The following is a 26836-nucleotide window of genomic DNA, read 5'->3' as shown; positions in this document are numbered from 1 at the left end:
GAATAAAATTGGATATATTGCACAAAATACACGTATCATATTCATGCATATTGACAAACTATATAATTGATATTGACATTATCAGGTAAAAGGTTTAGAATCTAAACAAGAGGTATACATACTAAACCGAAGGTTAAGATTCTAAACAATATAGGGTTTGGACAGTATACCTGCTTGACTGCAAAAACCGGTACTGCAGGCTGGTGGAGCAAAAACTAATTCCAAAAAGACAGGAGAAGTATCATGAATCATACACTAGCTGTGATAGTAACGCTGCTGTATATCGTCATAGTTGCAACACTGGTAATTAAAAAGTATAATTCAGTATTTGTGTTCCTGGTATCAGGCATGATGATCCTGCTGCTATCGGCAATCTTCGGCGGCGGATCGATCATGGGGGATAAAACCACGGGAAATGCGGTCATAGATGTATTTGCATATGCCGCCAATGCATTCAAATCCAATGCATCCGGTGTGGGACTGACCTTAATGATGGTAACAGGGTACGCTGTTTACATGTCTCATATAGGGGCATCCACAAAATTGGCATATCTGGCAACCAAGCCTTTATCAAAAATTAAAAACCCCTACATAGTTTTAAGCATGCTCTTTATCATTGGAACCCTGCTGAAACTAGTGATCACAAGCCATGCGGGCCTGGCCATGCTTTTGATGGCCATTGCGTTTCCTATCCTCACCTCCCTGGGGATCAGCAAGCTGAGCGCCGCCACTGTTATGATCATGTGCGGCTTTGTGGACTGGGGTCCCAATGATTCAAGTGCGATCTTTGCGGCGGAGAATGTGGTTGGAATGCCCATGATGAACTATTTCCTCACCTATCAGGGAAAAGCCGCAGCGATCCTTATTCTTATCTGTGCTGTCTTTCTTCCCATATATCTGAGGCACATGGACAAGAAAGACGCATCCACAGGAAGCGTTGCGGCAAAGACGGAGATGCCGAGGGATTCCAGCTGCCCGGCATGTTACGCAGTGCTTCCCATTGTACCTTTGGTTTTGATCACCGTCTTCAGCTTTATACCATCCATTAAAATGGATGTGGTCACGGCAAACCTTCTTGGACTGTTCTTTGTATTTATCCTGGAGCTGGTGAGAAGAAGGGACAGAAAAGAGGTGACCAATGACTTTAATGTTGTAATGAAGGCAATGGGCAATTCCTTTGCCAATGTTGTAAGTATCCTGATCGGTGCGGCGGTGTTTGCGGAAGCCATCAAACTGTTGGGCGGTATTACGATCATATCCAATGTCCTGGCCTCTGTTAAGAGTGCGCCGATCATTACCATGGCATTGATGTCAATGATCACATTTTTTGCAGGTATGCTTCTGGGATCGGGCAATGCATCATGGTATGCCTTCGGCCCCCTGGTCCCGGATGTGACGGCCCAAATGGGAGTTTCCACAGCCACCATCGCCCTTCCCATGCAGCTTTCCTCCGGCATCGGCCGGTGTATGTCTCCGGTGGCCGGTGTTGTAATTGCCATTTCAGGCATGGCTGAACTGGAGATCATGGACATTGTAAAACGGTGCTCTGTTCCGGCGATCGTGATGTTTGCCTGTAATATGATCGTCTCATATGTAATTGTTTAATTAAATGAAAATGTGTTATGATGAAAAAAGATAAAGGAGAATTCGTGATGAGCAAGATAATATATGATTTTGATAAAGGCGTTGAGAGAAGAGGAACAGATGCAAAAAAATATGACCCGTCCCTGTGCCCAGGCGATGTGCTTCCATTCTGGATCGCGGACACGGATTTCCCAAGCCCGGTGGAGGTGACCGAAGCCTTAAGGGAGCGCGTGGAGATGAATCATTACGGTTATCCGTATATTGATCCGGCATTTGAGGAGAGCATTGCCAGGTGGTATAAAGTAAGGCACAACACGGTCCTGAATCCGGAGTACATAGATTTTTCACCCTGCGTCATCCCTGCCATGATATGGTTTGCAGAAGAATTTTCAAGTGTTGGGGATAAGATCCTCCTTCAGACACCTGTTTACCCTCCCTTTCATGATCTGGTGAAAAATAATGGCCGTCAGCTGGTTTACAACGAGATGGATCTGGTCAACGGCCGTTATGAGGTCAATTTTGAAGACTTGGAGAAAAAGCTGTCAGACCCCAAAGTGAAGATCCTGTTTATCTGTAATCCACAGAACCCCACAGGCAGGTGCTTTACCAGGGAAGAACTGGTGAGGATGGGGGAAATGTGCATCCGCAACCACGTGATGATCGGGGTGGATGAGATCCATGGGGATATCATTTTTGACGGACATACGTTTATTCCTTTCTGCGGTATCTCGGAGGAGTTTGCCGATCATTCCGTGACATTTATCAATCCTGCCAAGACCTTTAATGTGGCCGGCTTCCGCACCGCCGCATGGTTTACGCACAACAAAGAGATCTACCGCAGGATGATGAACCAGCAGACATACAAAAAGGGAATGGGAAGAAATATATTCGGAAACGCAGCATTGATGGCATGCTATAATCACGGGGATGACTACGCAGACCAGTGTGTTGCGTACTTAAATGAGACCAAGAACCAGGCGGTGGCATACATCAATGAAAACATCCCCAAGATCAAGGCAATTGAACCGGAGGCTACCTTTATGATCTGGATGGACTGCAGGGGACTTGGATTCCAGTCACAAAAAGAGTTAAAGGATTTTATGTTCAGGGATGCCAAAGTGTTATTAAATGACGGAACCACCTTTGGGGAAAAGGAAGGGAAGGGATTTATGAGATTTAATTTTGCGGCTCCCAGGGCAGTTGTCATGGAAGGGTTAAAGCGGATCAAGGAAGCGGCCGACAGGCTGTAACGCAAAGGCAGGTGTCCGTATGAGAGAGGATTTATTAAAGAAAGTCGCGGAAAAGGAAGCGCTGGCAATCCTGACAGATTCTTTGGGAAATGTCATATGGGAATCAGATAAAAGCCCGGTGGCAGCCATGTATGGCCAATATTTTGAACATCAATTTTCCGGAGTAAAAGCCATGGTCCTGTACGCGAACCAGGCAGGTATTGCCATGGGGATCATGGCGGGCCGGATCCCCATCCGGGAATGCCATGGGGTGAGAATGTCGGAAGGCGGACTGAAGATGTTCAGGGAAATGGGGGTGGCTGTCACATATGCAGAGCTCATCCCCCTTGTGAAATCCTCAAAGGATGATACAAAGGTCTGCCCCATTGAACAATTTCTCTATGACCACAGGGACCAGGGAGAGCAGTGGGAGTTTCTTGAGGAGCGTTTTAAGAAGAACTGAAAGTCCGGGACAGAGGGTGTGCAGTGCACATCCTCTGTTTTGCACCTGCTGTGCACGCTGCCCTGTGCTTTACCTGCTGTGGCGCCGCTCAGTGCCGCGCCGCCCAGTGCCGCGCCGCTCAGTGCCGCGCCACCCGTGCCCTGGTTGATACTTTGCCCGGCGTACTTTTACCAGGAGACGTTTTACCAGGAGACTGCATTTTAATGTTGACAGACGGGGTTTTTATATGCTATAATCCAATCAATTTGATAAGGCAGTAATCGACATGTTACTGGTAATGCAGGCAAGATCGAAGGATAGAAGGATAAAGTGGGTATACTTTATTCTGATATACTTGGGTCTTTTTTTGTGTCTGCTCTTAAGACGGATGTGCGTGCGTCTGGTAACTGGGCTTATCAAGGGACATTCACTGGCCGGTGAGCAACCAATTGGAATAATCAAAGAGGAGAATGTTATGGATATCAACAGAGTAGCAAAAGACATATTAAAGCATGTGGGCGGAAAAGAAAATGTAAGTGACCTGAGCCACTGCTTTACCCGTCTGCGTTTTGTGTTAAAGGACATGTCCAAGGCGGACAAAGAGGTGGTTGAACATCTGGAGGGAGTGATCCAGGTGGTCATATCCGGCGGACAGTTCCAGGTGGTGCTGGGCTCCAAGGTTACCAAGGTGTATGATGCAATGCTTCCCATGGTGGATCTGGAATCCGGCGGCGGTGAAGGCGGGCAGGCAGAAAAGGGAAATGTGTTAAATCATGTGCTCCAGGTTATTTCCAAGATGTTCACACCCCTGATTCCGGCCATTGCCGCCTCCGGTCTGATCAAAGGACTTTTGACAGCCGCAAAACTGGTGGCGGCCGGCCGGGGAGTGGATATTGCGTCCAATGACACCTACATCCTGCTGTTTGCAGCCAGCCAGATTATTTTCTATTTTATGCCTGTATTCCTGGGATACACGGCTGCAAAGGCGTTAAAGTGTAATGAGATCATTGCCATGACCATTGGAGGTTTTCTGTGTTATCCGCAATTGGATGCTATTATCCAGGATGTGTCCGCTGTGACCAGGATATTCGGGATCCCTGTGATCAAAGGTGCATGGACCATTGGGGAATCCACCAGGGTGTTCAGCTACACCGAGTCCGTGATTCCCATCCTGCTGGCAGTGTTTGTACTTATGTACCTGGAACGGGCCCTGGAGAAGATCATTCCCCAGATCCTTCAGATCATTCTTGTGCCGGGAATTTCCATGATCCTTATGGTGCCCTTGACACTGTGCCTGTTAGGCCCGGTCGGCATATGGGTGGGCAACGGAATCCAGACCGTATACTATGCCCTGATGCAGTTTAATGCTGTTTTGGGAGGCGCTGTGGTGGGCGGTCTCTGGGGCGTGTTCGTCATTTTCGGGGCACACAGGGCGCTGCTGCCCGTGGGTCTTAATGATGTGGCTGTGAGCGGAAAACAAAACCTGCTGGCATTTGCGGGAGCCGCCAACTTTTCACAGGGCGGCGCAGCCCTTGGCGTTATGCTTAAATCAAGGAACAGGGAGTTAAAGGGAGTGGCTGCCTCAGCAACCATCTCAGCTGTGCTGGTAGGGATCACGGAGCCGGCCATTTACGGATGCAACCTGCGTCTGAAAAAGCCCATGATCTGCGCTATTATCTGCGGCGCCTTGGGAGGCGGCATCATGGGGCTGGGAGGCGTGTACGGAGATGCCTTTGCTAACAATGGCGTGCTGACGATCTTTACCTATGCGGCATTTGGGATGACCCCGTTTATTTTCTACCTGGTCGGAATCGCAGTGTCATTCTTTGGGGCGGCGGTGCTCACCTATTTTGTGGGATTTGACGATATCCCCGACAAAGGGGATGGGGCTGCTGCCGTGAACAGGGCAGGAGATAAGAACAGGGCAGGAGACGAGAACAGGGCAGGAGACGAGAGCAGGGCAGTTTGCGAAAACGCCGGGGAGAATGAGATCCTCCTGGGCTCCCCTATCCAGGGAAAGGCGGTTCCCATGACATCGGTAAAGGATGAGGTGTTTTCGTCCGAAGCCCTGGGCAAAGGGATTGCAGTGATACCGGAAAAAGGGGAAGTGACAGCGCCGGCTGACTGTACGGTGACATTGATCTATCCCACCCTTCACGCCATGGGACTGACAATGGACAACGGGGTGGAACTGCTGATTCATGTGGGTATGGATACCGTGAAGCTGGAAGGAAGATATTTCCAAAAGCATGTGGAGGAAGGCGCCCATATCAAAAAAGGGACAAAAATAGTTTCCTTTGATATTGATAAAATAAAAGAAGCAGGATATGATACGGTTGTACCTGTTATAGTGGGGAATACAGCCAACTTTGCAGAGGTAAAAGGATTGGAGCGGGAACACGCGGATTGTGATACACCGGTGGTCCGAATCATCAGATAACAGGAAAAGGAGAACATATATGGCAGACAGATTTCCAAAGGACTTTTTGTGGGGAGCCTCCTCCTCGGCGTTTCAGATCGAGGGAGGATGGGATGAAGGCGGAAAGGGAATGACAGTGGCGGATCATAATTCCTTTAAGCGTTCCCACAAGCAGGCTGACAGTAAGGTGGCCAGTGATTTTTACAATCACTGGAAGGAAGATATTGCACTGATGAAGGAACTTGGCATGAAGATTTACCGGTTCTCCCTTTCCTGGGCGCGCATCATCCCGGACGGGGACGGTGAGGTGAACCAACAGGGCATTGCTTTTTACAATGATGTGATCAACTGCCTTCTGGAACATGGAATCCAGCCCTTTGTGACCCTCTATCATTTTGATCTTCCCTATGCCCTGGTGGAAAAGTACAATGGATGGGAGGACCGGCGGTGTGTGTACGCCTTTGAGCGGTATGCAAAGATCTGCTTTGGGCAGTATGGGGACCGGGTAAAATACTGGCAGGTCATCAATGAGCAGAACCTGATGATCCGCGTGGACGAGCGCATGAATATCAATGAAGCGGATCCGCTCAAGGCTGACCGGATCCGTGCCCAGATGGATTACCACATGTTCCTGGCCCATGCCCTGGCATCTAAGGCCTGCCACGAGCTGGTAAAGGACGGAAAGGTGGGACCTGCAGTGTCCTCCACCTGTACGTATCCCCTGACCAATAAGCCGGAGGATGTGTGGGCCGCCAGGATGAATGACTGCATGAAGACGGTCTACTGCCTGGATATGCATTATTATGGAAGGTATCCCGGATATTACATGAGGTATCTGAACGAGCGGGGGATCGTCCCGGTCATGATGGAAGGGGATGAGGAGATCCTGAAGCATGGAAGGATGGACTACATTGCCCTGAATTACTACAGGACCCTGTGTGCCAGCTACCTTCCTGCAGACGGATCCCACCCTGTGGGCATGAGGGTATACCGCGGGAACGAGGTGGATTTTGACCAGTACGGCTATTGCAGGGATGAGAAGAATGAGAACCTGGCAGCCAGCGAGTACGGCGCACAGATCGATCCCATGGGATTGCGCATTGTTCTGAATGATTACTACAGCAGATACCATGTGCCCCTGATCATAACGGAAAATGGGCTGGGTATGGGAGACGAACTCACTGCGGACAATCAGGTCCATGATCCATACAGGATCGATTATATAAAAGGACATCTTAAGGCGTGCTCCCTGGCGATCCAGGATGGAGTGGACCTGATGGGATATTCGCCATGGTCCTTTATGGATCTTTTAAGTTCGCACCAGGGCTTTAAAAAGAGATACGGGTTTGTGTATGTAAACCGGGAGGATATGGATCTTAAGGATCTGGCCCGGATCAAAAAGGACAGTTTTTACTGGTACCAGAACGTGATACGGACAAACGGCGAAGAGCTGTAAACAGAAGGATGGGGATGTTAAGGTGCGGGTTGTTAAAGTGTTGAATAATTCACTGGTCCTGGCTCTGGATGAGGAGGGACAGGAGGCCATTCTGATGGGTAAGGGCATCGGCTTTCACAAGGCAACGGGGAGTACGCTGAAGAAAGAGGAAGTGGAAAAAGTATTTGTACTGAAGGACCGGAATATTTCCAGAAATATTATCCGCCTGGCAGCTGACACGGACGGGGTGTTTTTTGAACTGGCAAAAACAGTGATCGATCATGGAAGGGAGCGGTTCGGGATGGAACTGATGGACCATCTCTACCTGTCCCTGACAGACCACCTTTCCTATGCGGTGCAGAGGGTGAAGGATGGGATCATTTTCCAGAATTTCTACACCCTGGAGATGAGGAAGTTTAATCCCCATGAATTTGAAGTGGGAAATTTTGCGCTTGATCTGGTGGAGGAAAAGCTGGGAGTCCGTCTTCCCGATGACGAGGCGGGCAATATTGCCCTGCATTTTATCAATGCCCAGCAGGACAATCCCTATAACAGCCAGAACCAGGTGATCAACAGCGTGGTGGAGGATATCCTGAGTATTATCAAATACAGTTTCCATATTGTATATGATAAGGAAGACACCTCATACACCCGCTGTGTGACCCATCTGCGTCTCTTTGCACAAAGGCTGATGAAGGGCGAGATGATGCCGGATGAGAGGAACACATTCCTGTACCGGCAGATCATGGAAACCTGCGCAAGGGAACGGGAGTGTGTGGAAAAGATAGGGGTCTATGTACGGGAACGGTTTAAGGTCTCCATTACGGATCAGGAAGAACTTTACCTGACCCTTCACATCCACCGGGTGATGGATACCATTCAGCAGAAAGGCCAGGTGTGACATGGAACAAAGAATGATGGAGGGGAAGACAGGGCAGACCACGGCGGATGCCCGCGGTGCACGTCAGCAGGAGGTCATTTTTCTGGCAATCGTGGCACTGTTCTGGTTTGCCCAGTACGTATACATACCATATCAGACCACATACCTGACGGGAATCGGCGCTGCCAGCAGCGTGGTGGGTACCGTGGTGGGGGCCTACGGCATTTCCCAGCTCATCCTGCGCCTTCCGGTTGGGGTGTGCGCAGACCGGCTGGGGCGGCATAAGCCCTTTATCATGGCCGGAGCACTGGCCTCAGGCAGCGCATCCCTGTTTCGGGTATGCCTGTGTAATGAGAGGGGATTTCTGGCAGCCAACCTGCTGTCAGGGCTGGCTTCCGCCATGTGGATCTCTTTTATGGTATTTTACACCGGGAAATATCCCCAGGACCAGCAAAAGGCTACCAGCAGGATCGTGCTCTTTAATAACCTGGGGATGCTTCTGGGATTTGTGGCCAGCACGCTGTGCTATTCCAGGATCGGCATGGGGAAGATCTGCGCGCTCAGCGTGGGTGCGGGAACGCTGGCATTTGTGCTGGCCTTGTTTTTAAAGGAACCGGGAGGAGAGCTTAGGCCCGGGAGGGGAAATCTTTCACCTGCGCAGCTCCTTAAGGTGTGCAGGGGAAAACGTATCATCATGTTTTCCATGATCGCCCTGATCCAGCAGGGGATCCAGCTGACCACCACCATGTCCTTTACCAACCAGATCCTTAAGAACATCGGCGCATCCAATGGGATCGTAGGAGTTTCATCCATTTTGTATATGCTATCGGCAGTAGTGTTTGCAGCCATGGCCTCATCTGATTTCTGTACAAAAAAAGGGCCCAGGTTCTGGATCCCGGCCGTATTGCTGGCAGTGGCCTTTTATTGCCTTATGGTGCCGGCGGCCGGGAGCATTCCCTTTCTTCTGGCACTTCAGGTGCTGCCTGGCATGGCCACGGGAATCCTGTTTTCCTATGCCACCTCGGAGGCAATGCAGGGGGTGCCCGGGGAGCAGAGGTCTACGGCTATGGGATTCTTTCAGGCCGTGTATGCGGTGGGAATGACCACATTTCCCATAGTTACCGGAAAGATAGCTGCAGGTGCCGGGATGGGGCAGGGATATCTGGTTCTAGCTGTCATTGCAGTGGCCGGAAGCGGGGCAGCTGCCCTGTATTACATGGTAGAAAATGGGAAATTCTTGGAAATTATACATAAAAGTTAAATGCGGAATATGAAATTTCCGGTAAGAAAGGGCATTTTTACACTTCAGTGAAGGAATTATTAAGGTTGGATGGAGAGTCTTGACAATTGGGTCAGGGCTCTTTATTTTAAGACAACGGAAGATACACAGCTGCACTCAGAAGATGGTGATGTTTCACATTGATAAAACTGAACTAAAAGAGCACGGGAGAACAATGGCCATGCCGCGGATATGCCGGCGCCGCCATTGCTGCTCCGGTGCTTTTTTTGTGTGGAAGCGGGTATTTTTTTGCATCCTTTCCGTGAAATCGAAGATTTGTGCCGGGCGGGATCTTCCGTTATACTTAGGATATCAAATAACAGCTGATGGGACAGAGACATCAGAGAGGAGAAATACATGAAGAACATTTTACTTGCCTGCGGAGCAGGGGCTTCCAGCGGGTTCATAGCCCAGAAAATGAGAAAGGCGGCACAGAAACAAGGGCTGGATATCAGTATCCGGGCTGTCAGCGATACGGAGATTATGGAAAACATTGATGGGGTGGGAGTTTTGCTCATCGGCCCGCATCTAAAGCATAAATTTGCCGAGATTGAGGAAGAGGTAAGGGATCTGGGTGTGAAGGCAATGATCATTGAACGGAAATATTACGCGACCCTGGACGGAGAGTCCGTATTAAAGCAGGCATTGGAACTAATGGACTAGAGGGAGGTTAAGGTATGGAACGGTTTATGAACTGGATGGGTGATGTGGTTGCCCCGAAAATGGAAGAATTAACAGGTAACGCCTGGCTCTCTGCCATGCAGAAGGCCATTATCAAAACACTTCCCATGGTACTTGTGGGTTCCCTTATCACCATATACAATGTTATTAAGAATTTTATTCCGGCACTTCCTGTGCTGACCAGTCTAAGGGACTATACATTTGGGCTCATATCTATTTTTATGGTATTTCTGATCCCCTATTATGTGCTGGAACTTAAGAAGAACCACAAGATGAAACTGATTGCCGGATTTACCGGCGTGGCCCTGTTCATGATCCTCGTGAATCCGGAGATTACAGATGCCGGTTATGTGTACCAGTTTTCAGCATTTGGTGCAGGCGGCATGTTTGTGGCGATCGTAGCCGGACTGTTTACCGCGTTTATCATGAACCTGTATGGAAAATTCACCTTTTTTAAACAGGATTCCGTGATACCGGATTTTGTGAAGGAGTGGTTTGACTCCATGCTTCCCATTGCCTCCGTTGTGCTGATCGGTTGGCTGGTGGTGATCCAGATGCATTTTGATCTGTATGCGTTTATTGTGAACTTCTTTGCACCGTTAAACAACATTGCCCAGTCTCTTCCCGGTATGATTCTGCTGTATCTGATCCCTACCATCCTGTATTCCATGGGTATCAGCGGCTGGGTGTTCCAGCCGATCATCAACCCGATCGCACTGGTGGCCATCACTGCCAATGCAGATGCACTGGCAGCCGGTATGAGCGCTTCACAGCCCTTTACCAACGAGGCGGTATACGCATGGCTCAGCCTAGGCGGGCGCGGGGCAACCCTTCCCCTGTCCATTATGCTGCTTTTTGCAGCCTCCAGGCAGTTAAAGGCATTGGGCAAGGCTTCTATTGTGCCGAGTATTCTCAATATCAATGAGCCGGTGGTATTTGGCTGTGTGGCCTGGAATCCATTGCTGATGATCCCTATGTGGATCACGGCAATCGTACTTCCTATTATCACTTACCTTGCCCAGGCAACAGGGCTTGTGGCAATCCCTGTGGAAGTGTTTAATATGTGGTACTGCCCGGTATTCATCAGTTCCTGGCTTGTGAACCACAGCCTTTCCGGACTGGTGCTTACTGCCATCAACCTGGCTGCTGCAACTGCCATCTTCTTCCCCTTCTTTAAAATTTATGACAGACAACAGTTAAAGCTGGAGATGGAAGAAAACGATTAATAAGAGGAGCGAATTATGTGCGAAACAATGAGCAGCTATGAAGAAGAGAGAGAGAAAATGGCATCCATTGCCATGCAGATCGTGATTCATGCAGGGGATGCCAGAAACCTGATTATGGAGGCCCTGGACCATGCGGCGGAGGGGCTTTATGATCAGGCGGAGGATAAGCTTAAGGAGGCCAGGGAAGAACTGCGCCAGGCCCATATTTTCCAGACCGAGGTGGTGCAGTCTGAGGCAGGCGGGAAAAAATACGAATATTCCCTTTTGTTTACCCATGCCCAGGACACAGTGATGACCATTTGTACGGAGATGAACCTGGCAAAAAAAATAATCTCTATGTACAGAAAACTGGATGACAGGATATCTAAACTGGAAGAAAAAGCAGAGGTGTAAGGTATGGTGAAAATGCAGCATAAGTTTCCGCAAGGATTTCTGTGGGGCGGCGCCATTGCCGCCAGCCAGGCGGACGGAGGGTTCAGGGAGGATCAAAAGGGCATGTCCATTGCAGATTTCCATCCCTACAGGAATATAAAGAACAGGGATGACCGCAAGGAGGACAGTACCATACGCAATGATGAAAATTTCCTTGTGATCGAACCGGGCCTCTATTATCCCAAGCAGCACGGCGTGGATTTTTATCACAGGTTCGAGGAGGATCTGGGTCTGATGGAGGAGATGGGATTTAAAGCATTCCGTACCTCCTTTGACTGGAGCCGTATCTATCCCAAGGGAGATGAGGAGGAACCCAATGAGGCAGGGCTGAGGTATTATGACAGGCTGATCACCTCCATACGTTCCCATGGAATGGAGCCGTTTATGACCATTTCCCATTATGAGATGCCCGTGCATCTGGTAAAAAAGTACGGGGGATGGCTGAACCGTAGCCTGGTGGACTTTTTTGCAGCATACTGTAATACCCTGTTTGAGCGGTATCACGGCCAGATAAAATACTGGATCGTGTTTAACCAGATCAATCTGACCACATTTAATTCCCTGGGGATATTGGGAAACCGGGCCAAAAACTTTATGGAAGCAGAATACCAGGGAGTCCATCACCAGTTCCTGGCCTGTGCAAGGGCAAAGGAACTGGCCGGAAAATATAAGGGTCAAATCCGGGTGGGCACCATGCTCAGCGATAAGCTGGCTTACCCTGCCACATGCAGACCGGAAGATATGCTCTTTAATATGAGAAAGAACCAGATGCAGTATTTTTTTCCTGATGTACAGCTCAGGGGATCTTATCCGGCCTATGCCTTCCGCTTTTTTGAGGAAAACCATATAAATATTCATATTGACCCGGAGGACGAAAGGCTGCTGAGGGAAAATCCCATGGATTTCCTGTCCACCAGCTATTATTATACAAAGATCAATGATTCATTGAAAAACACCTATGCCCCCATGGACAAGAGCACCAATCCCTATCTGGAAAAAACAGAGTGGGGCTGGGAGATCGACCCCATTGGTCTCAGGGTCAACCTGAACCATTACAGCGACAGATATCCGGGAGTCCCCATTTACATAACGGAAAATGGTTACGGTGCAGTGGACAGGCTGGAGAAGGATGGTGCGGTCCACGATCCGTATAGGATTGATTATTTGAGACAGCATGTGATCCAGATGAAGGAAGCGATTGCGGACGGTGTACCGTTAAAAGGGTATATGATGTGGACGCCTATGGATATTGTAAGCTGTTCATCGGCGGAGATGAAAAAACGATATGGTCTCATCTATGTGGATCAGGATGATGAGGGAAATGGAAGCGGACAACGCTACAGGAAGGACAGCTTTTACTGGTACCAGAAGGTGATTGAGAGCAACGGAGAAGAATTATAGTGCCAGAAGGCACCATCTCAACAGGAGACGGTGCCTCAGCGCGCATCTTCGGGAGAAATTCAGAGGGAGTTTCATGAGTGGAAATAGAAAGAAAGCCGCTATGTATGCGGCAGCGGCGGGTTGTATGTGGGGCACCATCGGCCTGTTTGTAAATGTGGTTTCAGGCTATGGTATCCGTTCTCTGGAACTGACCGTATCCAGGATGGTGATCGCAGCGGCGATCCTGGGAATCTGTTTTTTGATCAGGGGCAGGAACCTGTTCAGGGTTAGGGCGGGGGACCTTATATGGTTGGGGGTGGCGGGAATCCTGTGTTTGCTGTTTTTTAATGTGAGTTATGGAATTGCCATAGAGAGATCATCCATGTCGGCAGCAGCAGTACTGTTATATACATCACCGGTTTTTGTAACCCTGATAGCAGTGCCTGTATTAAAAGAAAAACTTTCCTCGAGAAAGCTGGTGGCTGTCTTACTTGCAATTACCGGCTGTGCGTTTGTGTCCGGGATCATGTCGGGAAAGGTGACATTTCCGGCAGACGCCTTTTTGTGGGGCATGGGTGCCGCACTGGGATATGCCATGTACAGTATTGTGGCAGGGGTGCTGCTGAAACGGTATCATCCTCTGACAGTCCTGTTTTATGCCTTTTTAACTGCCGCAGCAGCGGGATGTTTTCTTGCAGATATGAAACATATGGTATATAGTATAAGTCAGTACCCGCAGCTGGGAGTGGTACTTGTGGTATCAGCCTGTGTGTGTAATATTTTTTCATACCTGTCCTACAACACGGCCCTTAAGTATATGGAGGCCGGAAGAGTTTCCGTGATTGCATCCATAGAACCGGCGGTTGCCTCCTTTCTTGGAGTGGCTGTGCTGGGGGAATCCATGGATTTCTACGGGGCATCAGGGGTTATCTGTATACTGGGAGCAATTGTGGTGCTGAACAGATAGTCGGGGGTAAAGAAACATGAGGGAGAAACATCTGGCGCTTATTAAGATCCTTGTGAATCAGGAGGAATGGCAGACTGCAAAGCAGCTTTCCCTTCAGCTTCATATATCGGAGCGCAGTGTAAAGAACTATATAGGAGAAATCAATTATTTTGAGAATAATCTGATCGAAGGATCCAGGAAAGGATATATGATACAGAGGGAGAGGGGAAAGGCACTGCTGGCCCATCAGGTAAGAAGTGTGCCCGAGACTCCCGGAGAACGGGTTAACTATATCATTACAGAACTTCTCACCAGGGACAGTGAAGGGGGGCAGGGCATTGACCTCTATGATATCAGCGAAAAGATATTTGTAAGCTACGAGACCCTGAAAAAAGACATGGTCAAAGTGAGGAAAAAGCTCAAGGAATATGGACTATATGCCAATGTGGTGACTCAGAAGGTATCCATGGAAGGACGGGAACTGGATAAGCGAAGGCTTTTAAGTTCCATTTTGTATGAGGAATTCAATAAAAATATATTGAGCCTGGATGTGGTTCAGAACGCATTTCCCGATTATGATCTGGAAGAGCTTAGAGACATCATCCTGACAGAGTGTAAAAAATACCATTATTTTATCAATGATTACGCCATGGTCAATCTGATACTGGATGTGGTAATCAGCATGGACCGCATCAGAAAAAACTGCACTTTCCGTACCCATATGGCTGAACGGCGCCGGTACGGCATACGGGAGATGGAGCTTTCGGAACAGATTGCAGACCGGATTGAGCAGGCGTTTTCCATCCGGTTTACGGAGCAGGAGATCGAGGAGCTTACCTCTCTGCTCATCAGCCATCTGATGAAGGTGGATTATGATATGCTGAACCATGAGAATATCAGGGAATTTATTGAACCGGAATGCCTGGACATAGTGGACCGGGTCCTAGTGTACCTGAATGAAAATTATTTTATTGATACGGAAAATGATGAGTTTGTCGTCAAGTTCACCATACATATCCACAACCTGCTTCGTAGGATGGAAAATCAATATACGACTAAGAATCCTTTGACAGAGCATATTAAAAATTCCTGTCCTCTTATATTTGAATGTGCGGTGGGTGTGGCCAATTGCCTCAGCCAGCTGACCGGATATAAGGTGGACGAGGATGAGATCGCCTATATTGCCCTTCACATTGGCGGAAACCTGGAAACCTATGAAAACCAGAAGGACAAGCTGGGGTGTATCCTTTTGTCTCCCCAGTATTACGATATGGCGGATATTATGATGGAGAAGATTGCAGGCAGCTTCTCGGAGGATCTGGTGATCAAGACAGTGGTGACAAAGCCGTCTGAACTGTCCATGGCAAAACGCGAGGATATGATCATCTCTACCATTGCAGTGGACCCGGCGCAGTGGGACCATGTGGTTCAGGTCAATCCATTTTTACCTGAGCGGGACTTGTCATCCATACGCAGGAAAATTTCCGAGGTTAAACAGGCGAAGAAGCTGGAGCGCCTGAGAAAAATGCTTATGCAGATCACCTCCCCTGAGTTGTTCTGCAAAAACGGAGAAATCGGGAATCAGAAGCAGGCCCTGGCCTACATGATCAGGGCATTGGAGGAACAGGGATATGTGGATGGGGAGTTCATCCACGAGGTGGAGGATCGGGAGGCCCATTCCTCCACTGCATTTGGAAGGCTGGCGGTTCCCCATTCCCTGAAAATGGATGCCAACAGGACTGGGATGTATATCCTGCTCAGCGATAAACCTATTGCGTGGGCCGAGCATATGGTAAATGTGGTGCTTTTGTTTGCCATTAACAGGGAGGACCGGGAGCTGTTCCATGAAATATTCGACAATCTGATCGTCCTTCTGCTGGAGTATCAGAACCTGGATAAGGTCCTGCAGAGCAACACGTATGAGGAGTTTATTGAGGCGATACTGGAAAGAAGGTTTTATGGAAACATATAAACATTTGATCATAAGCAGGGACGGGCTCCACGCCAGGATCGCCGTATATCTGGCAAAGATATGCCGTGATGCGGAGAGTACCGTAGAGGTCAGGAACAAAGAACGCAGGGCAAACGGAAAGGAAGTGTTTTCCGTCATGAACCTGTATGCCAATCAGGGAGATGAACTGGAATTTTTGGTGGATGGCAGCGATGAGGAGGAGATATTGGGGCAGATAGCCGTATTTTGCGGGGAGTATTTATAGCATCTGAATTGTAAGGCGGGGATATCCCCGCCTTTACTCGTCCTCCAGCACGCTTTTGAACGTGGTGAGAAATGTGAGATCCTCCTGTTTCACGCGCACATTGGAGGCAATGGTCTTGCCTGAACTGTTGGTAATGCTGATCTCGATCAGGGTACCTTCGTCCATAAAGCCGTCTTTGGAAGCGGCTTTTACAAAGTTCATAAGCTTGGGATGATTGGTCTTAAATTGTTCCCAGGCTGGTTTCAGCTGTAATAATAGCATTGGATTCATCTTATATTCACCTCGCCACAAGTGTAACACAGGGGTGAGGAAATTTCTACCCGGAATCCAGGATTTTATGATATGATGATGGAAGAAGTAGCTGTTCCCAGGGCACCTGTGAATGGCAACGGAAGAAATGAATCCGGAAAGGAAATGATCCAAATGAAGTTTATCCACCTCTCAGACCTGCACATTGGAAAGCGGGTCAATGAATTCCCTATGCTGGAGGATCAAAAATATATATTAAAGGAAATCCTGTCCATAATAGACCAGGAAAAGCCGGATGGCGTGCTGATTGCCGGGGATGTGTATGATAAACCGGTGCCGCCTGCCGAGGCAGTGCAGGTTTTTGACGCATTTCTTACCAGTCTGGCGGACCGGAATATGCCTGTGTTTGTGATCAGCGGAAACCACGACAGTCCCGAGCGTCTGGCCTTCGGGGCGCAGCTTATGGCCGGACGGGGCGTGTACATGTCGCCTGTGTTTGACGGGCATGTGGAGCCGGTGCGGATGAATGACCAATATGGAAGCGTATCCGTGTACATGCTTCCCTTTGTAAAGCCTGCGGTTGTGAGGCGGTGCTATCCCGGCCGGGAGGCAGAGACCTTTGACCATGCGGTAAGGTGTGTGCTGGAAAACATAACCGGAGAAGGCTTTTCTGCAGACGAACGGAACATACTGATGGCTCACCAGTTTGTGATGGGTGCTTCGGCCTGTGATTCTGAGGAACTGTCCATAGGAGGACTGGAACAGGTCAGTGCAGACCTGTTCCGGGATTTTGACTATGTGGCCCTGGGGCACATACACGGCCCCCAGAAGATCGGGCGGGAGACCATGCGCTATTGCGGTACGCCTCTTAAGTATTCTTTTTCAGAGGCAGGACATAAGAAATCAGTGACCGTGGTGGAACTGTTTGAAAAGGGGAATGTTTCCGTTTCCGTCAGGCCCCTTCATCCACTTCACGACATGAGGGAGATCAAAGGCAGCTACAGCCAGGTTACGGACCGGGGATTCTATGCAGGGACCGCCACGGATGATTACCTGCACATTACATTGACGGATGAGGAGGATATACTGGATGCCATTGGAAAGCTGCGGTCCATTTATCCCAATGTAATGAAACTGGATTACGACAACCGGCGTACCAGGGCCGGGCAGACCGTGGACACTGCGGGGGAGATACACAAGTCTCCCATGGAACTGTTTGGGGAGCTTTATGAGCTTCAGAATAACCAGCCCATGAGCGGAAAACAGGAAGAATATTCCAGGAAGCTGATGGAAGGGATCTGGGAGGACATAAATTGAGACCGACAAAACTGACCATATCCGCATTCGGGCCATATGCGGGAGAGATACAACTGGATATGGAGGCCCTTGGGGACCGGGGGCTGTATCTTATTACAGGGGATACAGGCGCCGGAAAGACTACAATCTTTGATGCCATCACCTTTGCACTCTATGGAAATGCCAGCGGTGAGAGCCGCAGGCCCAGGATGCTGAGAAGCAAATATGCACCCATGGATGGACGGACATTTGTGGAAATGGCATTTTTATATAACGGTTTGGAGTATTTGGTGCGGCGGAATCCCGAATACATGCGTGCAAAGCAGAGGGGCGAGGGCGAGACAAGGGAAAAGCCGGATGCAGTTCTGTATATGCCGGACGGCCGGGTCATTACCGGGGATAAGGCAGTGACCCAGGAGACGGAGCGGCTTCTGGGCCTTAGCAGGGAGCAGTTTTCACAGATCGCCATGCTGGCCCAGGGCAGTTTTTCACGTCTCCTCTCAGGCAAGACTGAGGACCGGGGACTGATATTCCGGGAAATTTTTGGGACACGCCCTTACCAGCAGTTCCAGGAAAAGCTGAAGGAGCAGGCAAAAGGCCTGTACGGCCAGTATCTGGACAGCAGGAAAAGCATTGAACAGTATACCGGCGGAGTGATGCCTCATGAAGAACGTGAGGACCTGTCGATCCGCTGGAAGGAGGCGCAGCAGGGAAGCCTGGAGGGGATGCTGGGGATTCTGGAGCAGATGATCGATGCGGACAGCCGGGAGGAGGCCGGTGCGGATGACCGGATGAAGGAAGTGCGGGAGGAAATGGCCACCCTGGGCCTTTTGCTGGGCAGGGCCCAGTCAGCGGTCCGTATTCTTCTGGATTTAGATTCAGCCAGAAAGACTGCGGAGGAAAATGCACCTCTTTTGAAAGCCGCCGGAGAGCTGTATGAAAGGGAGAAAGGGCGCCAAAAGGAGCGGGACAGTCTGATCGGATCCATCTCCAAAATGGAGGAGGCCATGAAATCCTATGTCCAGTATGATGAACTGACAGGCAGCATCCGGTCATGGAACAGCCGTATTGTGAAGCTTGAGGAAGCTGTGCTTACCGCCTGTAAGGAGGAAGATCAATGGCGCAGGCGCCTGGCCCAGGATGAGGCGGAGCTGGAGGCATTAAAACACGCAGGCGAGGAATATCAGGCCGCCCAGGCTGCCATGGATAAGCTGGCGGATTACAGGGCTCGCGTGGAGACACTGGACACGGAGCTCAAAGAGTATCACAGGGAAAAACAGTGTCTGGAGCAGGCCCAGGAAAGATACAAAAGGGCAGATGAGGAGCGGCGGAAGGCGGATGCTGCTTACAGAAGCATTTACCAGAAATTTCTGGACAACCAGGCGGGGATCCTGGCCAGGGAACTGACGGATGGAAGCCCCTGCCCGGTGTGCGGTTCCGTGTCCCATCCGTCTCCGGCCCCGTTTGCGGGGGTGGGGGAAGATGTGACAAAGGAACGGGTGGACCAGGCTGCAAAAGAGTCTGAGGAAAAGAACAGGACCGCATCGGCCATGAGCCTGGAAGCAGGGAAATTGGCAGGAGGCCTTCAGACCCGCTATACCAGGATGCGTCAGCAGATAGACCTTGAAGTGAGTTCATGGAAGGATTCGTGGAGGGAACGTCTGTCACAGGCGGAGTCAGGGGAGCGGCAGGGAGGACTGGGGCAGCATTTTCTGAGAACATGGGAGGAAATGTTAGGTGAGCTGAAAGGACAGCTAATACGGCAGGAGGATGCCGGCCGAAGGCGGGTGGCTGACACCAAAGTCCGGGTCCGCAGAAAGGAAGAACTGGAACAGGGTAAGGCAGGACGCAGAAAATCCATGGAGGATGCCGGGGAGAAAAGGCAGAATGCCCAAAAGCTTCTCATAGAAGCCCAGGAATTCCAAAAGGGCCTGGACCGCCAGCTGAAGGAACTGGCGGAAACTCTCCCATTTGAGGACAGGGACCAGGCGCAGGCAGAGCTGGCCCACAAGCGCGGCGTCCTGGCGCAGATGGAGCAGGCATACAAAGAGGCGGAAATGCAGTACAATGAACGAAGCCGCACAGCCATGGATGCCCAGGCCAAGACAGAGGCCCTGCGGGCACAGCTGGAAGATATAAAACAACCGGGGGAGGCAGACGCGGGCAAGGATATAAAACAGCCGGGGGAGACAAAACAACCGGAGGGCGCGGAATCGGCAGGAGATGCGGTCACGGATCTGCAGAACCGGATGGCCCGGTTATCCCAGGCTCAGAACACCGCCAAGTCAGAGCTGGAGGCATTGGAACAAAAACGAAGCCGGGTCCACCACCGCCTGGAGACCAACCGCATGGCATTCAGCCGGATCATGAGGCAGAAGGATGCCATGGAGGAGATACAGCAGCAATGGAACTGGGTGAAATCCCTGTCCGATACCGCTTCAGGGGAAGTGGGAGGCAAAGAAAAGATCACCTTTGAAACCTATGTCCAGATGGCATATTTTGAGAGGATCATAGCCAGGGCCAACACCAGGTTCATGGTCATGAGCGGCGGCCAATATGAGCTGAAACGCTGTGTTGAGGAGGACAACCGGGGAAAGAGCGGCCTGGGGCTGAATGTAATAGACCATTACAATGGCACGGAGCGGAGCGTCAAGACCTTGTCCGGCGGGGAATCCTTCCAGGCATCCCTGTCTCTTGCCCTGGGGCTCTCAGACGAGATCCAGTCAGCGGCAGGGGGGATCCGTCTGGATACCATGTTTGTGGATGAAGGTTTTGGATCCCTGGATGAGGATACCCTGAACCTTGCCATGAAAGCCCTGGGGGATCTGGCGGAGGGAAGGCGCCTGGTGGGGATCATTTCCCATGTGTCCGAGTTAAAGGAACGGATCGAGCGCCAGATCGTGGTGGTTAAGGAAAAGAGCGGCGGCAGCAAGGCATGGGTCCAGGTTTGAAGGCCGGATGCGTGCTGAAGGGCGCCGGAATAAGGAGCAGTTTGACATGGATCATACGGACCGGTTTATTAAAGGCATACGGATTGACTGGGACAGTGAACTGTATTATGAACGATACGGGGGCAGGTCCCTTCACGAGCAGTCCCACGGAGAAAGCTTTCTTTCCCTGATGCAGAATACCTTTGAGGAAATTTTGGAGGAATAAAGATGGAAATGAGAAGAAAAGAACGGGAGATAGCGGACAGGGACAGCATCCTTAAGATCATACGGGAGTGTCAATGCTGCAGGATCGCGCTGGCTGACGGAAGGTGCCCATATATCGTGCCTGTAAATTTTGGATATGACAGTGCGGGCAATGTATTATACTTTCATGGCGCGGCGGAGGGAAGGAAAATGGACTTGATCCGCAAAAACGGATGTGCCGGTTTTGAGATGGACACGGCACATGAACTGGTGAGGGCGGATGCGGCCTGCGGTTTCTCATTCCGCTACCGGAGTATTGTGGGGGAGGGAAGGATCGCTGTGGTGGAGGATCCGGAGGAGAAACGGCACGGACTGGACTGTATCATGAAGCATATGTCCGGAACCGGAACCTGGGAATATCCTGACGCAATGCTTCGGCGCACTGCGGTCATACGCCTGGATGTGGAGAAGCTGTGCGCCAAGGCGAATGAATAATAATGAAAGGAAACATATGCTTTTAAATGACATTGTGCAGGCAGCCCTTGAGGAATGCCCTGTGGAGAATCAGAAATACACGGATGAGGTTGCAGAGGAGGCAAAGGGACAGCGGGTGGAATTTGACACGGTCACCTTTGTAAGATGCCGGTTCACGGACTGTGATTTTACAGGGGCATCCTTCTGCAATGTCTTATTTGACAATTGCGATTTTTCCAACTGTACCTTTGGGGACAGCTATTGGAAAAACACAAAGGCAAAGGGCTGTAAAGGGGACGGAAGCCGGTTTACCAATTCCAGCTTCAAGTGGGTGACGTTTCAGGAATGCCAGTTCCGCTATGCCAATTTTTCCACGGCATACTGGGAATTCTGTGAGATCACCTGCTGCTGCCTTAGGGAGTCCTTTTTGTCCGAGGTAAAATTCAAGAAAACAACGTGTTCCAAAACAGATCTGACTCAGACGGATTTTTTCAGAACACCCTTAAAAGGAATGGACTTGTCAGACTGCACCATTGACAATATAATGGTATCAGACCAGTACACGGAACTTTCAGGTGTCAAGGTGAACCTTTTTCAGGCAGCGGAGCTGGCAAAGCTGATGGGGGTCAAAATCGTATAGGGCGGCACGCCCCGGGAAGTAGTGCATGGAGCAGTACGGAATAACATTGATAAAACGCAGGAGGTCGTCAGTATGGTAGAACAAAAGACAATAGAAGCATTTCTGGAGGTACTGTCCTCTAAACAGCCTGTGCCGGGCGGCGGCGGGGCATCGGCCCTGGCAGGGGCCCTGGGCAATGCCCTTGGCCGGATGGTGGGAAACCTGACCATTGGAAAGAAAAAGTATGCGGATGTGGAGGAAGAGATACAGGGGCTTCTATCCAGGATGGAAAAGATGCAGGCCCAGTTTGTGGCCCTGGCAGACAGGGATGCAGAGGTGTTTGCCCCACTGGCCCAGTGCTACAGCCTTCCTTCCGCCACGCCGGAGGAAAAGGCTTATAAGGAAAAGGTGATGGAAGAACGCCTGCTGGACGCAAGCTGTGTTCCGCTGGAGATCATGGAACGGGCAGTGGAAATGCTGGATATCCTGGAAGTCCTGGGGGAAAAGGGAAGCCGGCTGGCAATCAGTGACGTGGGAGTGGGTGTGCAGTTTATCCGCACCGCGGTCCTGGGAGCCGTGATGAATGTGTATATCAATACGAAGTCCATGAAGAACAGGGATAAGGCAGAGGACCTGAATGCCAGGGCAGAGCGGTTGATCGAAGAGGGAACAGCCAGGGCGGACCGGATCTATGCCGGGGTTTTGGAACAGCTGAAGTGAGAAACGGTAAAATGCAGACACGTTTTGGAGTGAACAGTTGGCAACAGGAAGGAGACAACAATGGAGATACTAAAGGGGGCAGAGGTTTCTGCCAAGATTAAGGAGCAGGCCGCACAGATGCTTTCCCGGCTGGGAGAGCATGTGCCGAAACTTGCAATTGTCAGGGTGGGAGAGCGGCCGGACGACATGTCATATGAGCGGGGCGCCACAAAAAAGATGGAGAGCTTCGGACTCAGGGTACAGTCCTATGTGTTCCCGGAAGATGTGTCGGACCAGGAGTTTAAACAGGAATTTCATAAGATCAACCGTGATGAGGATGTGACAGGGATCCTGCTGCTGCGCCCCCTGCCAAAACAGATTGTGGAAGCCGACATTGAGAAGATGATCGATCCTTCAAAAGACCTGGACGGCATCTCCCCGTCCAACATCGCAAAGGTGTTTGCAGGAGACAGCACGGGATTTGCCCCCTGTACCGCGGAGGCGGTTATTGAGGTGCTGAAAGCAAACAATATCCCTATTACAGGAAAGCGTGTGACGATCGTGGGCCGCAGTATGGTGGTTGGCCGCCCCTTGTCCATGCTGATGCTGAAAGAAAATGCAACCGTTACCATTTGCCACACCAGGACAAGGGAACTGGAAGCAACCTGCCGTGACGGAGAGATCCTTGTAGCCGCCGCAGGCCGTGCCAAAATGCTGGACAGCCGGTATGTGGGCCGTGACGCGGTTGTGATCGATGTGGGGATCAATGTGGATGAGAACGGTAAGCTGTGTGGGGATGTGGATTTTGATTCCATTTCAGAGACGGCTTCCATGGCTACACCCGTACCTGGCGGCGTGGGTGCGGTGACTACCGCGGTGCTGGCCAAGCATCTGCTCTGTGCAGCTCTTCGCAGAGCCGGCCTGGAAGGCTGAAAGGAAATTCTTTGCTAATTCCCGCATTTTCCTCTTGCTAAACTTAAAAAATGCATTATAATATAAAATGTTAAATATTTTTATAGTTATGCATTTTCATGCATAAAAGAAAAGAGGAGAGTAATTATGAAGAAGAAAATGATAGCTCTGACCATGGCAGCACTTATGGCAGCTTCCCTGACCGCATGCGGCGGCGGTGCAAAAGAAACCACTGCAGCAACTACAGCAGCAGACACAACGGCAGCAGATACAGCAGATACAACGGCAGCTGAAAACGCAGAGACATCAGCTGAGGCAGCTGAGACAGAGGCAGCCGGCGGTGTTCTGGTTATGGCTACTAATGCAGAGTTCCCGCCATATGAGTACCATGACGGCGGCGAGATCGTTGGTATTGATGCGGAGATCGCAAAGGCAATTGCAGGCGAACTGGGCATGGAACTGGAGATTGAAGATATTGCATTTGATTCCATTATTCCTGAGATCACTTCCGGTAAGGCTGATATGGGCCTGGCAGGCATGACTGTTACAGAGGACCGCAAGCAGTCCGTAGACTTCTCCGATACCTATGCAAAGGCATCCCAGAAGGTAATTGTAAAAGAGGACAGCGAGATTGCTTCCCCGGATGACCTGGCAGGCAAGATTGTAGGCGTTCAGCTTGGAACCACCGGCGACATCTATGTATCTGACCTGGAAGCAGACGGCACCACGGTAGAGCGTTACAACAAGGGCTTTGAGGCTGTTCAGGCATTAAGCCAGGGCAAAATCGATGCGGTTGTGATCGATGGCGAGCCTGCCAAGACGTTTGTTGCACAGACCGAAGGCTTAAAGATCCTTGAGGAGTCCTTTACAGATGAGGAATATGCGATTGCTGTAAAGAAGGGCAATACAGAGCTGTTAGACAAGATCAACGGCGCATTAAAGACCCTGAAGGAAAACGGTACTCTGGATGAGATCGTTGCTAAGTATATCAAGGCAGAATAATTGACCGATATAACGACATGAGGGTGCCGGCAGTGGCATGATTGGCCGGTATCGGACTGCCGCAGTACTGTCTTCGGCAGTCTGCGGCAGTTTTTACGATTTATTATAGAAGAAAGAGCAGAGGACGATTAGCATGTGGAATACGTTTACAGATGCATTTTACCTGAACTTTGTTTCTGAGAACCGGTGGAAATATCTCACGGACGGTTTGAAGACAACATTGATTATCACACTGTTTGCCTGTCTTATGGGCATTGTGCTGGGCTTCATTGTGGGCATGATCCGCTCCACCTATGAAAAGACCCACAAACTGAAACTGTTAAATGCCATCTGCAAAGTGTATCTGACCGTAATCCGCGGCACGCCCGTGGTGGTACAGCTGCTGATCATCTACTTTGTGGTGTTTGGCAGTGCCAGGATCGACAAGGTGCTGGTGGCCATTATGGCATTTGGCATCAACTCAGGCGCTTATGTGGCTGAGATATTCCGAAGCGGTATCATGTCCATTGACGCGGGACAGATGGAGGCAGGACGCAGTCTGGGCTTTAACTATGTACAGACCATGTGGTACATCATCATGCCCCAGGCATTTAAGACCGTGCTCCCGACCCTGTGCAACGAGTTCATTTCCCTGTTAAAGGAAACCTCCGTATCCGGTTATATTGCCATCCAGGATCTGACAAAGGGCGGCGATATTATCCGAAGCAGGACATACAGCGCTTTCATGCCTTTGATCGCGGTAGCCCTTGTGTATCTGGTCATTGTCATGATATTTACAAAACTGATCCAGATCCTGGAAGGGAGGTTAAGGCAGAATGAGCGGTAATTTGAACAGAGAGCCATTGATCCAGGTACAGAATCTGGGTAAAAGCTTTGGCGACATCCATGTATTAAAGGGAATCAATGTAAATATATACAAAGGTGATGTGGTGTTTGTGGTAGGCCCTTCCGGTTCGGGCAAAAGTACGTTCCTGAGATGTCTGAACCTTCTGGAGGAACCCACACAGGGCCAGATCTATTTTGAGGGGACCGATATAACGGATCCCAAGACAGACATTGACAAGCACCGCCAGAAGATGGGCATGGTGTTTCAGCAATTTAACCTGTTCCCCCATATGGATATCATGAAGAACCTGACCATTGCTCCCATGAAGCTCCAGGGAAAAAGCGCCCAGGAGGCCGAGGCGGAGGCCATGACGCTTTTGGAGCGTGTGGGCCTGGCCGACAGGGCTCATGCGTATCCAAGCCAGCTGTCCGGCGGTCAGAAGCAGCGTATTGCCATTGTCAGGGCATTGTGCATGAAACCGGATGTGATGCTGTTTGACGAGCCCACGTCCGCCCTGGATCCGGAAATGGTAGGCGAGGTATTAAGCGTTATGCGTGATCTGGCCAAGGAAAAGATGACCATGGTGGTGGTTACCCACGAGATGGGATTTGCCAGGGAGGTGGCCAACCGCGTAATGTTTATGGATGAAGGGTATTTCATGGAGGAAGCTGCGCCGGAAGAGTTTTTCGGCAATCCTAAGAATGAGAGACTGAAATCATTCCTCAGCAAGGTGCTGTAACATAACAGGTACTTCATATATAGCAGGGCCGCTGCCCTTGGCCGGAAGCAGAAATGTTTCCGGTCAAGGGCAGCGGCCTTTTTGTATATTGTGTCAGATTTCGCAAATCCTATATCTGAGGGAAATCCCCGCAGTCCATATCCTGGGGCTTCTGGGGGTCGAACTTGTCTAAAAGGGCGGAAAGCCTTACCAGGCAGTCATCCATCTCAGACAGCTCCTCCCTGGTAAAGCCGGAAAGCCCGGCCATGGTGCAGCTGAGCATGGCTTCCTTTAACTGCTGCACGATCCTGACGCCGGTGGGAGTGATGGTCAGATAGACCTGGCGCCGGTTCCTGTGGTCATGCTGTCTTTCCACCAGCTGCTTTTCCTCCAGGTCATTGACCAGTTTGGTCAGCTGCTGTTTGGTGATCTCCAGTTCCGAGGCCAGCTCCGACATGGTGGGAGCCGGACGGCCCGGCTGGTTTAATACCACCAGGGCATGAAAGGCCACGGAGTTGGCCTTGATCTGGTTCTGCTGCTGGTACCTGCCCTTTGCCAGGTTAAAAAATGAGATGATAAATTCCAGGAAATGTTCCCCCACAGTTCTGGAATCAGGTGTATGATCAGTCATTAATGTAACTACCTCCTCTGTGAGTCCTCTTTTCACGTTTTATCACATAACGGGAGAAATGTCAATAAATATTAAAAGTAAATAAAAATTTACTATAAATCATTGACAAAATTTGCATTTCGTATTA

26 protein-coding genes are annotated in these 26836 nt (G+C 50.3%); 24 read left to right on the top strand and 2 right to left on the bottom strand.

What is annotated here, in order from left to right:
• Positions 1 to 243 precede the first annotated feature (243 nt).
• From dcuC to ABID13_RS17040, 14 genes are all read left to right on the top strand, one after another.
• A complete protein-coding gene (dcuC, locus tag ABID13_RS17105) occupies positions 244 to 1605 on the top strand; it encodes a C4-dicarboxylate transporter DcuC (protein WP_007862830.1) in 1362 nt (453 codons plus the stop codon).
• 47 nt (positions 1606 to 1652) lie between these two features.
• The gene (locus ABID13_RS17100; protein WP_007862825.1) at positions 1653 to 2834 is read left to right on the top strand and encodes a MalY/PatB family protein; all 1182 of its coding nucleotides are present in this window, start codon (positions 1653 to 1655) and stop codon (positions 2832 to 2834) included.
• Positions 2835 to 2853: 19 nt separating this feature from the next.
• Positions 2854 to 3276 carry a DUF1893 domain-containing protein gene (locus tag ABID13_RS17095; RefSeq protein ID WP_007862824.1) on the top strand — a complete coding sequence of 141 codons (423 nt, stop codon included), beginning with the start codon at positions 2854 to 2856 and terminating at the stop codon, positions 3274 to 3276.
• A gap of 454 nt (positions 3277 to 3730) precedes the next feature.
• Positions 3731 to 5695: a beta-glucoside-specific PTS transporter subunit IIABC gene (locus tag ABID13_RS17090; protein ID WP_045092068.1), complete on the top strand. Its 1965-nt coding sequence runs from the start codon at positions 3731 to 3733 to the stop codon at positions 5693 to 5695.
• Positions 5696 to 5714: 19 nt separating this feature from the next.
• Positions 5715 to 7130, top strand: coding sequence for a glycoside hydrolase family 1 protein (locus ABID13_RS17085; RefSeq protein ID WP_048929427.1), 1416 nt, complete (start codon positions 5715 to 5717; stop codon positions 7128 to 7130).
• A gap of 22 nt (positions 7131 to 7152) precedes the next feature.
• Positions 7153 to 8010, top strand: a complete 858-nt coding sequence (locus ABID13_RS17080; RefSeq protein WP_007862821.1) for a PRD domain-containing protein — start codon at positions 7153 to 7155, stop codon at positions 8008 to 8010.
• A gap of 1 nt (position 8011) precedes the next feature.
• Entirely contained in the window at positions 8012 to 9250 is a 1239-nt protein-coding gene (locus ABID13_RS17075) for an MFS transporter (RefSeq protein ID WP_082173810.1), read from the top strand.
• Positions 9251 to 9625: 375 nt separating this feature from the next.
• On the top strand, positions 9626 to 9931 hold the full coding sequence (locus ABID13_RS17070; RefSeq protein WP_007862819.1) for a PTS sugar transporter subunit IIB: 306 nt from the start codon (positions 9626 to 9628) through the stop codon (positions 9929 to 9931).
• Positions 9932 to 9945: 14 nt separating this feature from the next.
• Positions 9946 to 11175, top strand: coding sequence for a PTS sugar transporter subunit IIC (locus ABID13_RS17065; protein ID WP_007862817.1), 1230 nt, complete (start codon positions 9946 to 9948; stop codon positions 11173 to 11175).
• Between the two features lie 15 nt (positions 11176 to 11190).
• A complete protein-coding gene (locus tag ABID13_RS17060) occupies positions 11191 to 11568 on the top strand; it encodes a PTS lactose/cellobiose transporter subunit IIA (protein ID WP_007862815.1) in 378 nt (125 codons plus the stop codon).
• Positions 11569 to 11571: 3 nt separating this feature from the next.
• Positions 11572 to 13008 carry a glycoside hydrolase family 1 protein gene (locus ABID13_RS17055; RefSeq protein WP_048929426.1) on the top strand — a complete coding sequence of 479 codons (1437 nt, stop codon included), beginning with the start codon at positions 11572 to 11574 and terminating at the stop codon, positions 13006 to 13008.
• A 73-nt stretch (positions 13009 to 13081) separates the two neighbouring features.
• Positions 13082 to 13954, top strand: a complete 873-nt coding sequence (locus tag ABID13_RS17050; RefSeq protein ID WP_007862812.1) for a DMT family transporter — start codon at positions 13082 to 13084, stop codon at positions 13952 to 13954.
• Positions 13955 to 13970: 16 nt separating this feature from the next.
• Positions 13971 to 15905 carry a BglG family transcription antiterminator gene (locus ABID13_RS17045; RefSeq protein WP_007862810.1) on the top strand — a complete coding sequence of 645 codons (1935 nt, stop codon included), beginning with the start codon at positions 13971 to 13973 and terminating at the stop codon, positions 15903 to 15905.
• Positions 15892 to 16149 carry an HPr family phosphocarrier protein gene (locus tag ABID13_RS17040; RefSeq protein WP_007862809.1) on the top strand — a complete coding sequence of 86 codons (258 nt, stop codon included), beginning with the start codon at positions 15892 to 15894 and terminating at the stop codon, positions 16147 to 16149. Before ABID13_RS17045 ends, ABID13_RS17040 begins: the two co-directional genes overlap by 14 nt.
• A 33-nt stretch (positions 16150 to 16182) precedes the next feature.
• Here ABID13_RS17040 and ABID13_RS17035 read toward each other — a convergent pair whose 3' ends face one another.
• Positions 16183 to 16419 carry a hypothetical protein gene (locus ABID13_RS17035; protein WP_007862807.1) on the bottom strand — a complete coding sequence of 79 codons (237 nt, stop codon included), beginning with the start codon at positions 16417 to 16419 and terminating at the stop codon, positions 16183 to 16185.
• A 153-nt stretch (positions 16420 to 16572) separates the two neighbouring features.
• On the opposite strand from ABID13_RS17035, the gene ABID13_RS17030 reads away from it, so the two are divergent.
• The 10 genes from ABID13_RS17030 to ABID13_RS16985 all read left to right on the top strand — a co-directional run bounded on the left by ABID13_RS17030 (position 16573) and on the right by ABID13_RS16985 (position 26099).
• The gene (locus tag ABID13_RS17030) at positions 16573 to 17715 is read left to right on the top strand and encodes an exonuclease SbcCD subunit D (protein WP_048929609.1); all 1143 of its coding nucleotides are present in this window, start codon (positions 16573 to 16575) and stop codon (positions 17713 to 17715) included.
• Positions 17712 to 20645: an AAA family ATPase gene (locus ABID13_RS17025; RefSeq protein ID WP_048929425.1), complete on the top strand. Its 2934-nt coding sequence runs from the start codon at positions 17712 to 17714 to the stop codon at positions 20643 to 20645. The genes ABID13_RS17030 and ABID13_RS17025 overlap by 4 nt, the downstream gene beginning before the upstream one ends.
• Positions 20646 to 20691: 46 nt before the next feature.
• On the top strand, positions 20692 to 20850 hold the full coding sequence (locus tag ABID13_RS17020) for a hypothetical protein (RefSeq protein ID WP_007862799.1): 159 nt from the start codon (positions 20692 to 20694) through the stop codon (positions 20848 to 20850).
• Between the two features lie 8 nt (positions 20851 to 20858).
• Complete coding sequence (locus ABID13_RS17015) at positions 20859 to 21323, top strand: pyridoxamine 5'-phosphate oxidase family protein (protein WP_040416444.1); 465 nt, start codon at positions 20859 to 20861, stop codon at positions 21321 to 21323.
• Positions 21316 to 21942 (top strand): pentapeptide repeat-containing protein, encoded by a 627-nt coding sequence (locus tag ABID13_RS17010; protein WP_242953478.1) that lies wholly within the window; start codon positions 21316 to 21318, stop codon positions 21940 to 21942. Before ABID13_RS17015 ends, ABID13_RS17010 begins: the two co-directional genes overlap by 8 nt.
• Before the next feature lie 72 nt (positions 21943 to 22014).
• On the top strand, positions 22015 to 22641 hold the full coding sequence (locus tag ABID13_RS17005) for a cyclodeaminase/cyclohydrolase family protein (RefSeq protein ID WP_007862795.1): 627 nt from the start codon (positions 22015 to 22017) through the stop codon (positions 22639 to 22641).
• A gap of 60 nt (positions 22642 to 22701) precedes the next feature.
• Positions 22702 to 23553, top strand: a complete 852-nt coding sequence (locus ABID13_RS17000) for a bifunctional 5,10-methylenetetrahydrofolate dehydrogenase/5,10-methenyltetrahydrofolate cyclohydrolase (RefSeq protein ID WP_045092074.1) — start codon at positions 22702 to 22704, stop codon at positions 23551 to 23553.
• Positions 23554 to 23679: 126 nt separating this feature from the next.
• Positions 23680 to 24534: a basic amino acid ABC transporter substrate-binding protein gene (locus ABID13_RS16995; RefSeq protein WP_048929424.1), complete on the top strand. Its 855-nt coding sequence runs from the start codon at positions 23680 to 23682 to the stop codon at positions 24532 to 24534.
• 133 nt (positions 24535 to 24667) lie between these two features.
• Positions 24668 to 25360, top strand: a complete 693-nt coding sequence (locus ABID13_RS16990; RefSeq protein WP_007862792.1) for an amino acid ABC transporter permease — start codon at positions 24668 to 24670, stop codon at positions 25358 to 25360.
• On the top strand, positions 25350 to 26099 hold the full coding sequence (locus ABID13_RS16985; protein ID WP_007862791.1) for an amino acid ABC transporter ATP-binding protein: 750 nt from the start codon (positions 25350 to 25352) through the stop codon (positions 26097 to 26099). The genes ABID13_RS16990 and ABID13_RS16985 overlap by 11 nt, the downstream gene beginning before the upstream one ends.
• A gap of 109 nt (positions 26100 to 26208) precedes the next feature.
• Here the strand turns inward: ABID13_RS16985 and ABID13_RS16980 are convergent, their stop codons facing one another.
• Positions 26209 to 26709, bottom strand: coding sequence for a MarR family transcriptional regulator (locus tag ABID13_RS16980; protein ID WP_007862790.1), 501 nt, complete (start codon positions 26707 to 26709; stop codon positions 26209 to 26211).
• Positions 26710 to 26836: the final 127 nt, after the last annotated feature.

The sequence above is a fragment of the Enterocloster citroniae genome (genome assembly GCF_040545455.1).
GTDB lineage: Bacteria > Bacillota > Clostridia > Lachnospirales > Lachnospiraceae > Enterocloster > Enterocloster citroniae.
The sequence above is the reverse complement of the archived record's forward strand: the minus strand, read 5'-3'. Positions and strand labels throughout refer to the sequence as shown.

What these genes read in the sequence shown, in the direction of transcription:
- dcuC (WP_007862830.1), top strand. Translation starts at nt 244, where the DNA reads ATGAATCATACACTAGCTGTGATAGTAACGCTGCTGTATATCGTCATA.
- ABID13_RS17100 (WP_007862825.1), top strand. Translation starts at nt 1,653, where the DNA reads ATGAGCAAGATAATATATGATTTTGATAAAGGCGTTGAGAGAAGAGGA.
- ABID13_RS17095 (WP_007862824.1), top strand. Translation starts at nt 2,854, where the DNA reads ATGAGAGAGGATTTATTAAAGAAAGTCGCGGAAAAGGAAGCGCTGGCA.
- ABID13_RS17090 (WP_045092068.1), top strand. Translation starts at nt 3,731, where the DNA reads ATGGATATCAACAGAGTAGCAAAAGACATATTAAAGCATGTGGGCGGA.
- ABID13_RS17085 (WP_048929427.1), top strand. Translation starts at nt 5,715, where the DNA reads ATGGCAGACAGATTTCCAAAGGACTTTTTGTGGGGAGCCTCCTCCTCG.
- ABID13_RS17075 (WP_082173810.1), top strand. Translation starts at nt 8,012, where the DNA reads ATGGAACAAAGAATGATGGAGGGGAAGACAGGGCAGACCACGGCGGAT.
- ABID13_RS17070 (WP_007862819.1), top strand. Translation starts at nt 9,626, where the DNA reads ATGAAGAACATTTTACTTGCCTGCGGAGCAGGGGCTTCCAGCGGGTTC.
- ABID13_RS17065 (WP_007862817.1), top strand. Translation starts at nt 9,946, where the DNA reads ATGGAACGGTTTATGAACTGGATGGGTGATGTGGTTGCCCCGAAAATG.
- ABID13_RS17060 (WP_007862815.1), top strand. Translation starts at nt 11,191, where the DNA reads ATGTGCGAAACAATGAGCAGCTATGAAGAAGAGAGAGAGAAAATGGCA.
- ABID13_RS17055 (WP_048929426.1), top strand. Translation starts at nt 11,572, where the DNA reads ATGGTGAAAATGCAGCATAAGTTTCCGCAAGGATTTCTGTGGGGCGGC.
- ABID13_RS17050 (WP_007862812.1), top strand. Translation starts at nt 13,082, where the DNA reads ATGAGTGGAAATAGAAAGAAAGCCGCTATGTATGCGGCAGCGGCGGGT.
- ABID13_RS17045 (WP_007862810.1), top strand. Translation starts at nt 13,971, where the DNA reads ATGAGGGAGAAACATCTGGCGCTTATTAAGATCCTTGTGAATCAGGAG.
- ABID13_RS17040 (WP_007862809.1), top strand. Translation starts at nt 15,892, where the DNA reads ATGGAAACATATAAACATTTGATCATAAGCAGGGACGGGCTCCACGCC.
- ABID13_RS17035 (WP_007862807.1), bottom strand. Translation starts at nt 16,419, where the DNA reads ATGAATCCAATGCTATTATTACAGCTGAAACCAGCCTGGGAACAATTT.
- ABID13_RS17030 (WP_048929609.1), top strand. Translation starts at nt 16,573, where the DNA reads ATGAAGTTTATCCACCTCTCAGACCTGCACATTGGAAAGCGGGTCAAT.
- ABID13_RS17020 (WP_007862799.1), top strand. Translation starts at nt 20,692, where the DNA reads ATGGATCATACGGACCGGTTTATTAAAGGCATACGGATTGACTGGGAC.
- ABID13_RS17015 (WP_040416444.1), top strand. Translation starts at nt 20,859, where the DNA reads ATGAGAAGAAAAGAACGGGAGATAGCGGACAGGGACAGCATCCTTAAG.
- ABID13_RS17010 (WP_242953478.1), top strand. Translation starts at nt 21,316, where the DNA reads ATGAATAATAATGAAAGGAAACATATGCTTTTAAATGACATTGTGCAG.
- ABID13_RS17005 (WP_007862795.1), top strand. Translation starts at nt 22,015, where the DNA reads ATGGTAGAACAAAAGACAATAGAAGCATTTCTGGAGGTACTGTCCTCT.
- ABID13_RS17000 (WP_045092074.1), top strand. Translation starts at nt 22,702, where the DNA reads ATGGAGATACTAAAGGGGGCAGAGGTTTCTGCCAAGATTAAGGAGCAG.
- ABID13_RS16995 (WP_048929424.1), top strand. Translation starts at nt 23,680, where the DNA reads ATGAAGAAGAAAATGATAGCTCTGACCATGGCAGCACTTATGGCAGCT.
- ABID13_RS16990 (WP_007862792.1), top strand. Translation starts at nt 24,668, where the DNA reads ATGTGGAATACGTTTACAGATGCATTTTACCTGAACTTTGTTTCTGAG.
- ABID13_RS16985 (WP_007862791.1), top strand. Translation starts at nt 25,350, where the DNA reads ATGAGCGGTAATTTGAACAGAGAGCCATTGATCCAGGTACAGAATCTG.
- ABID13_RS16980 (WP_007862790.1), bottom strand. Translation starts at nt 26,709, where the DNA reads ATGACTGATCATACACCTGATTCCAGAACTGTGGGGGAACATTTCCTG.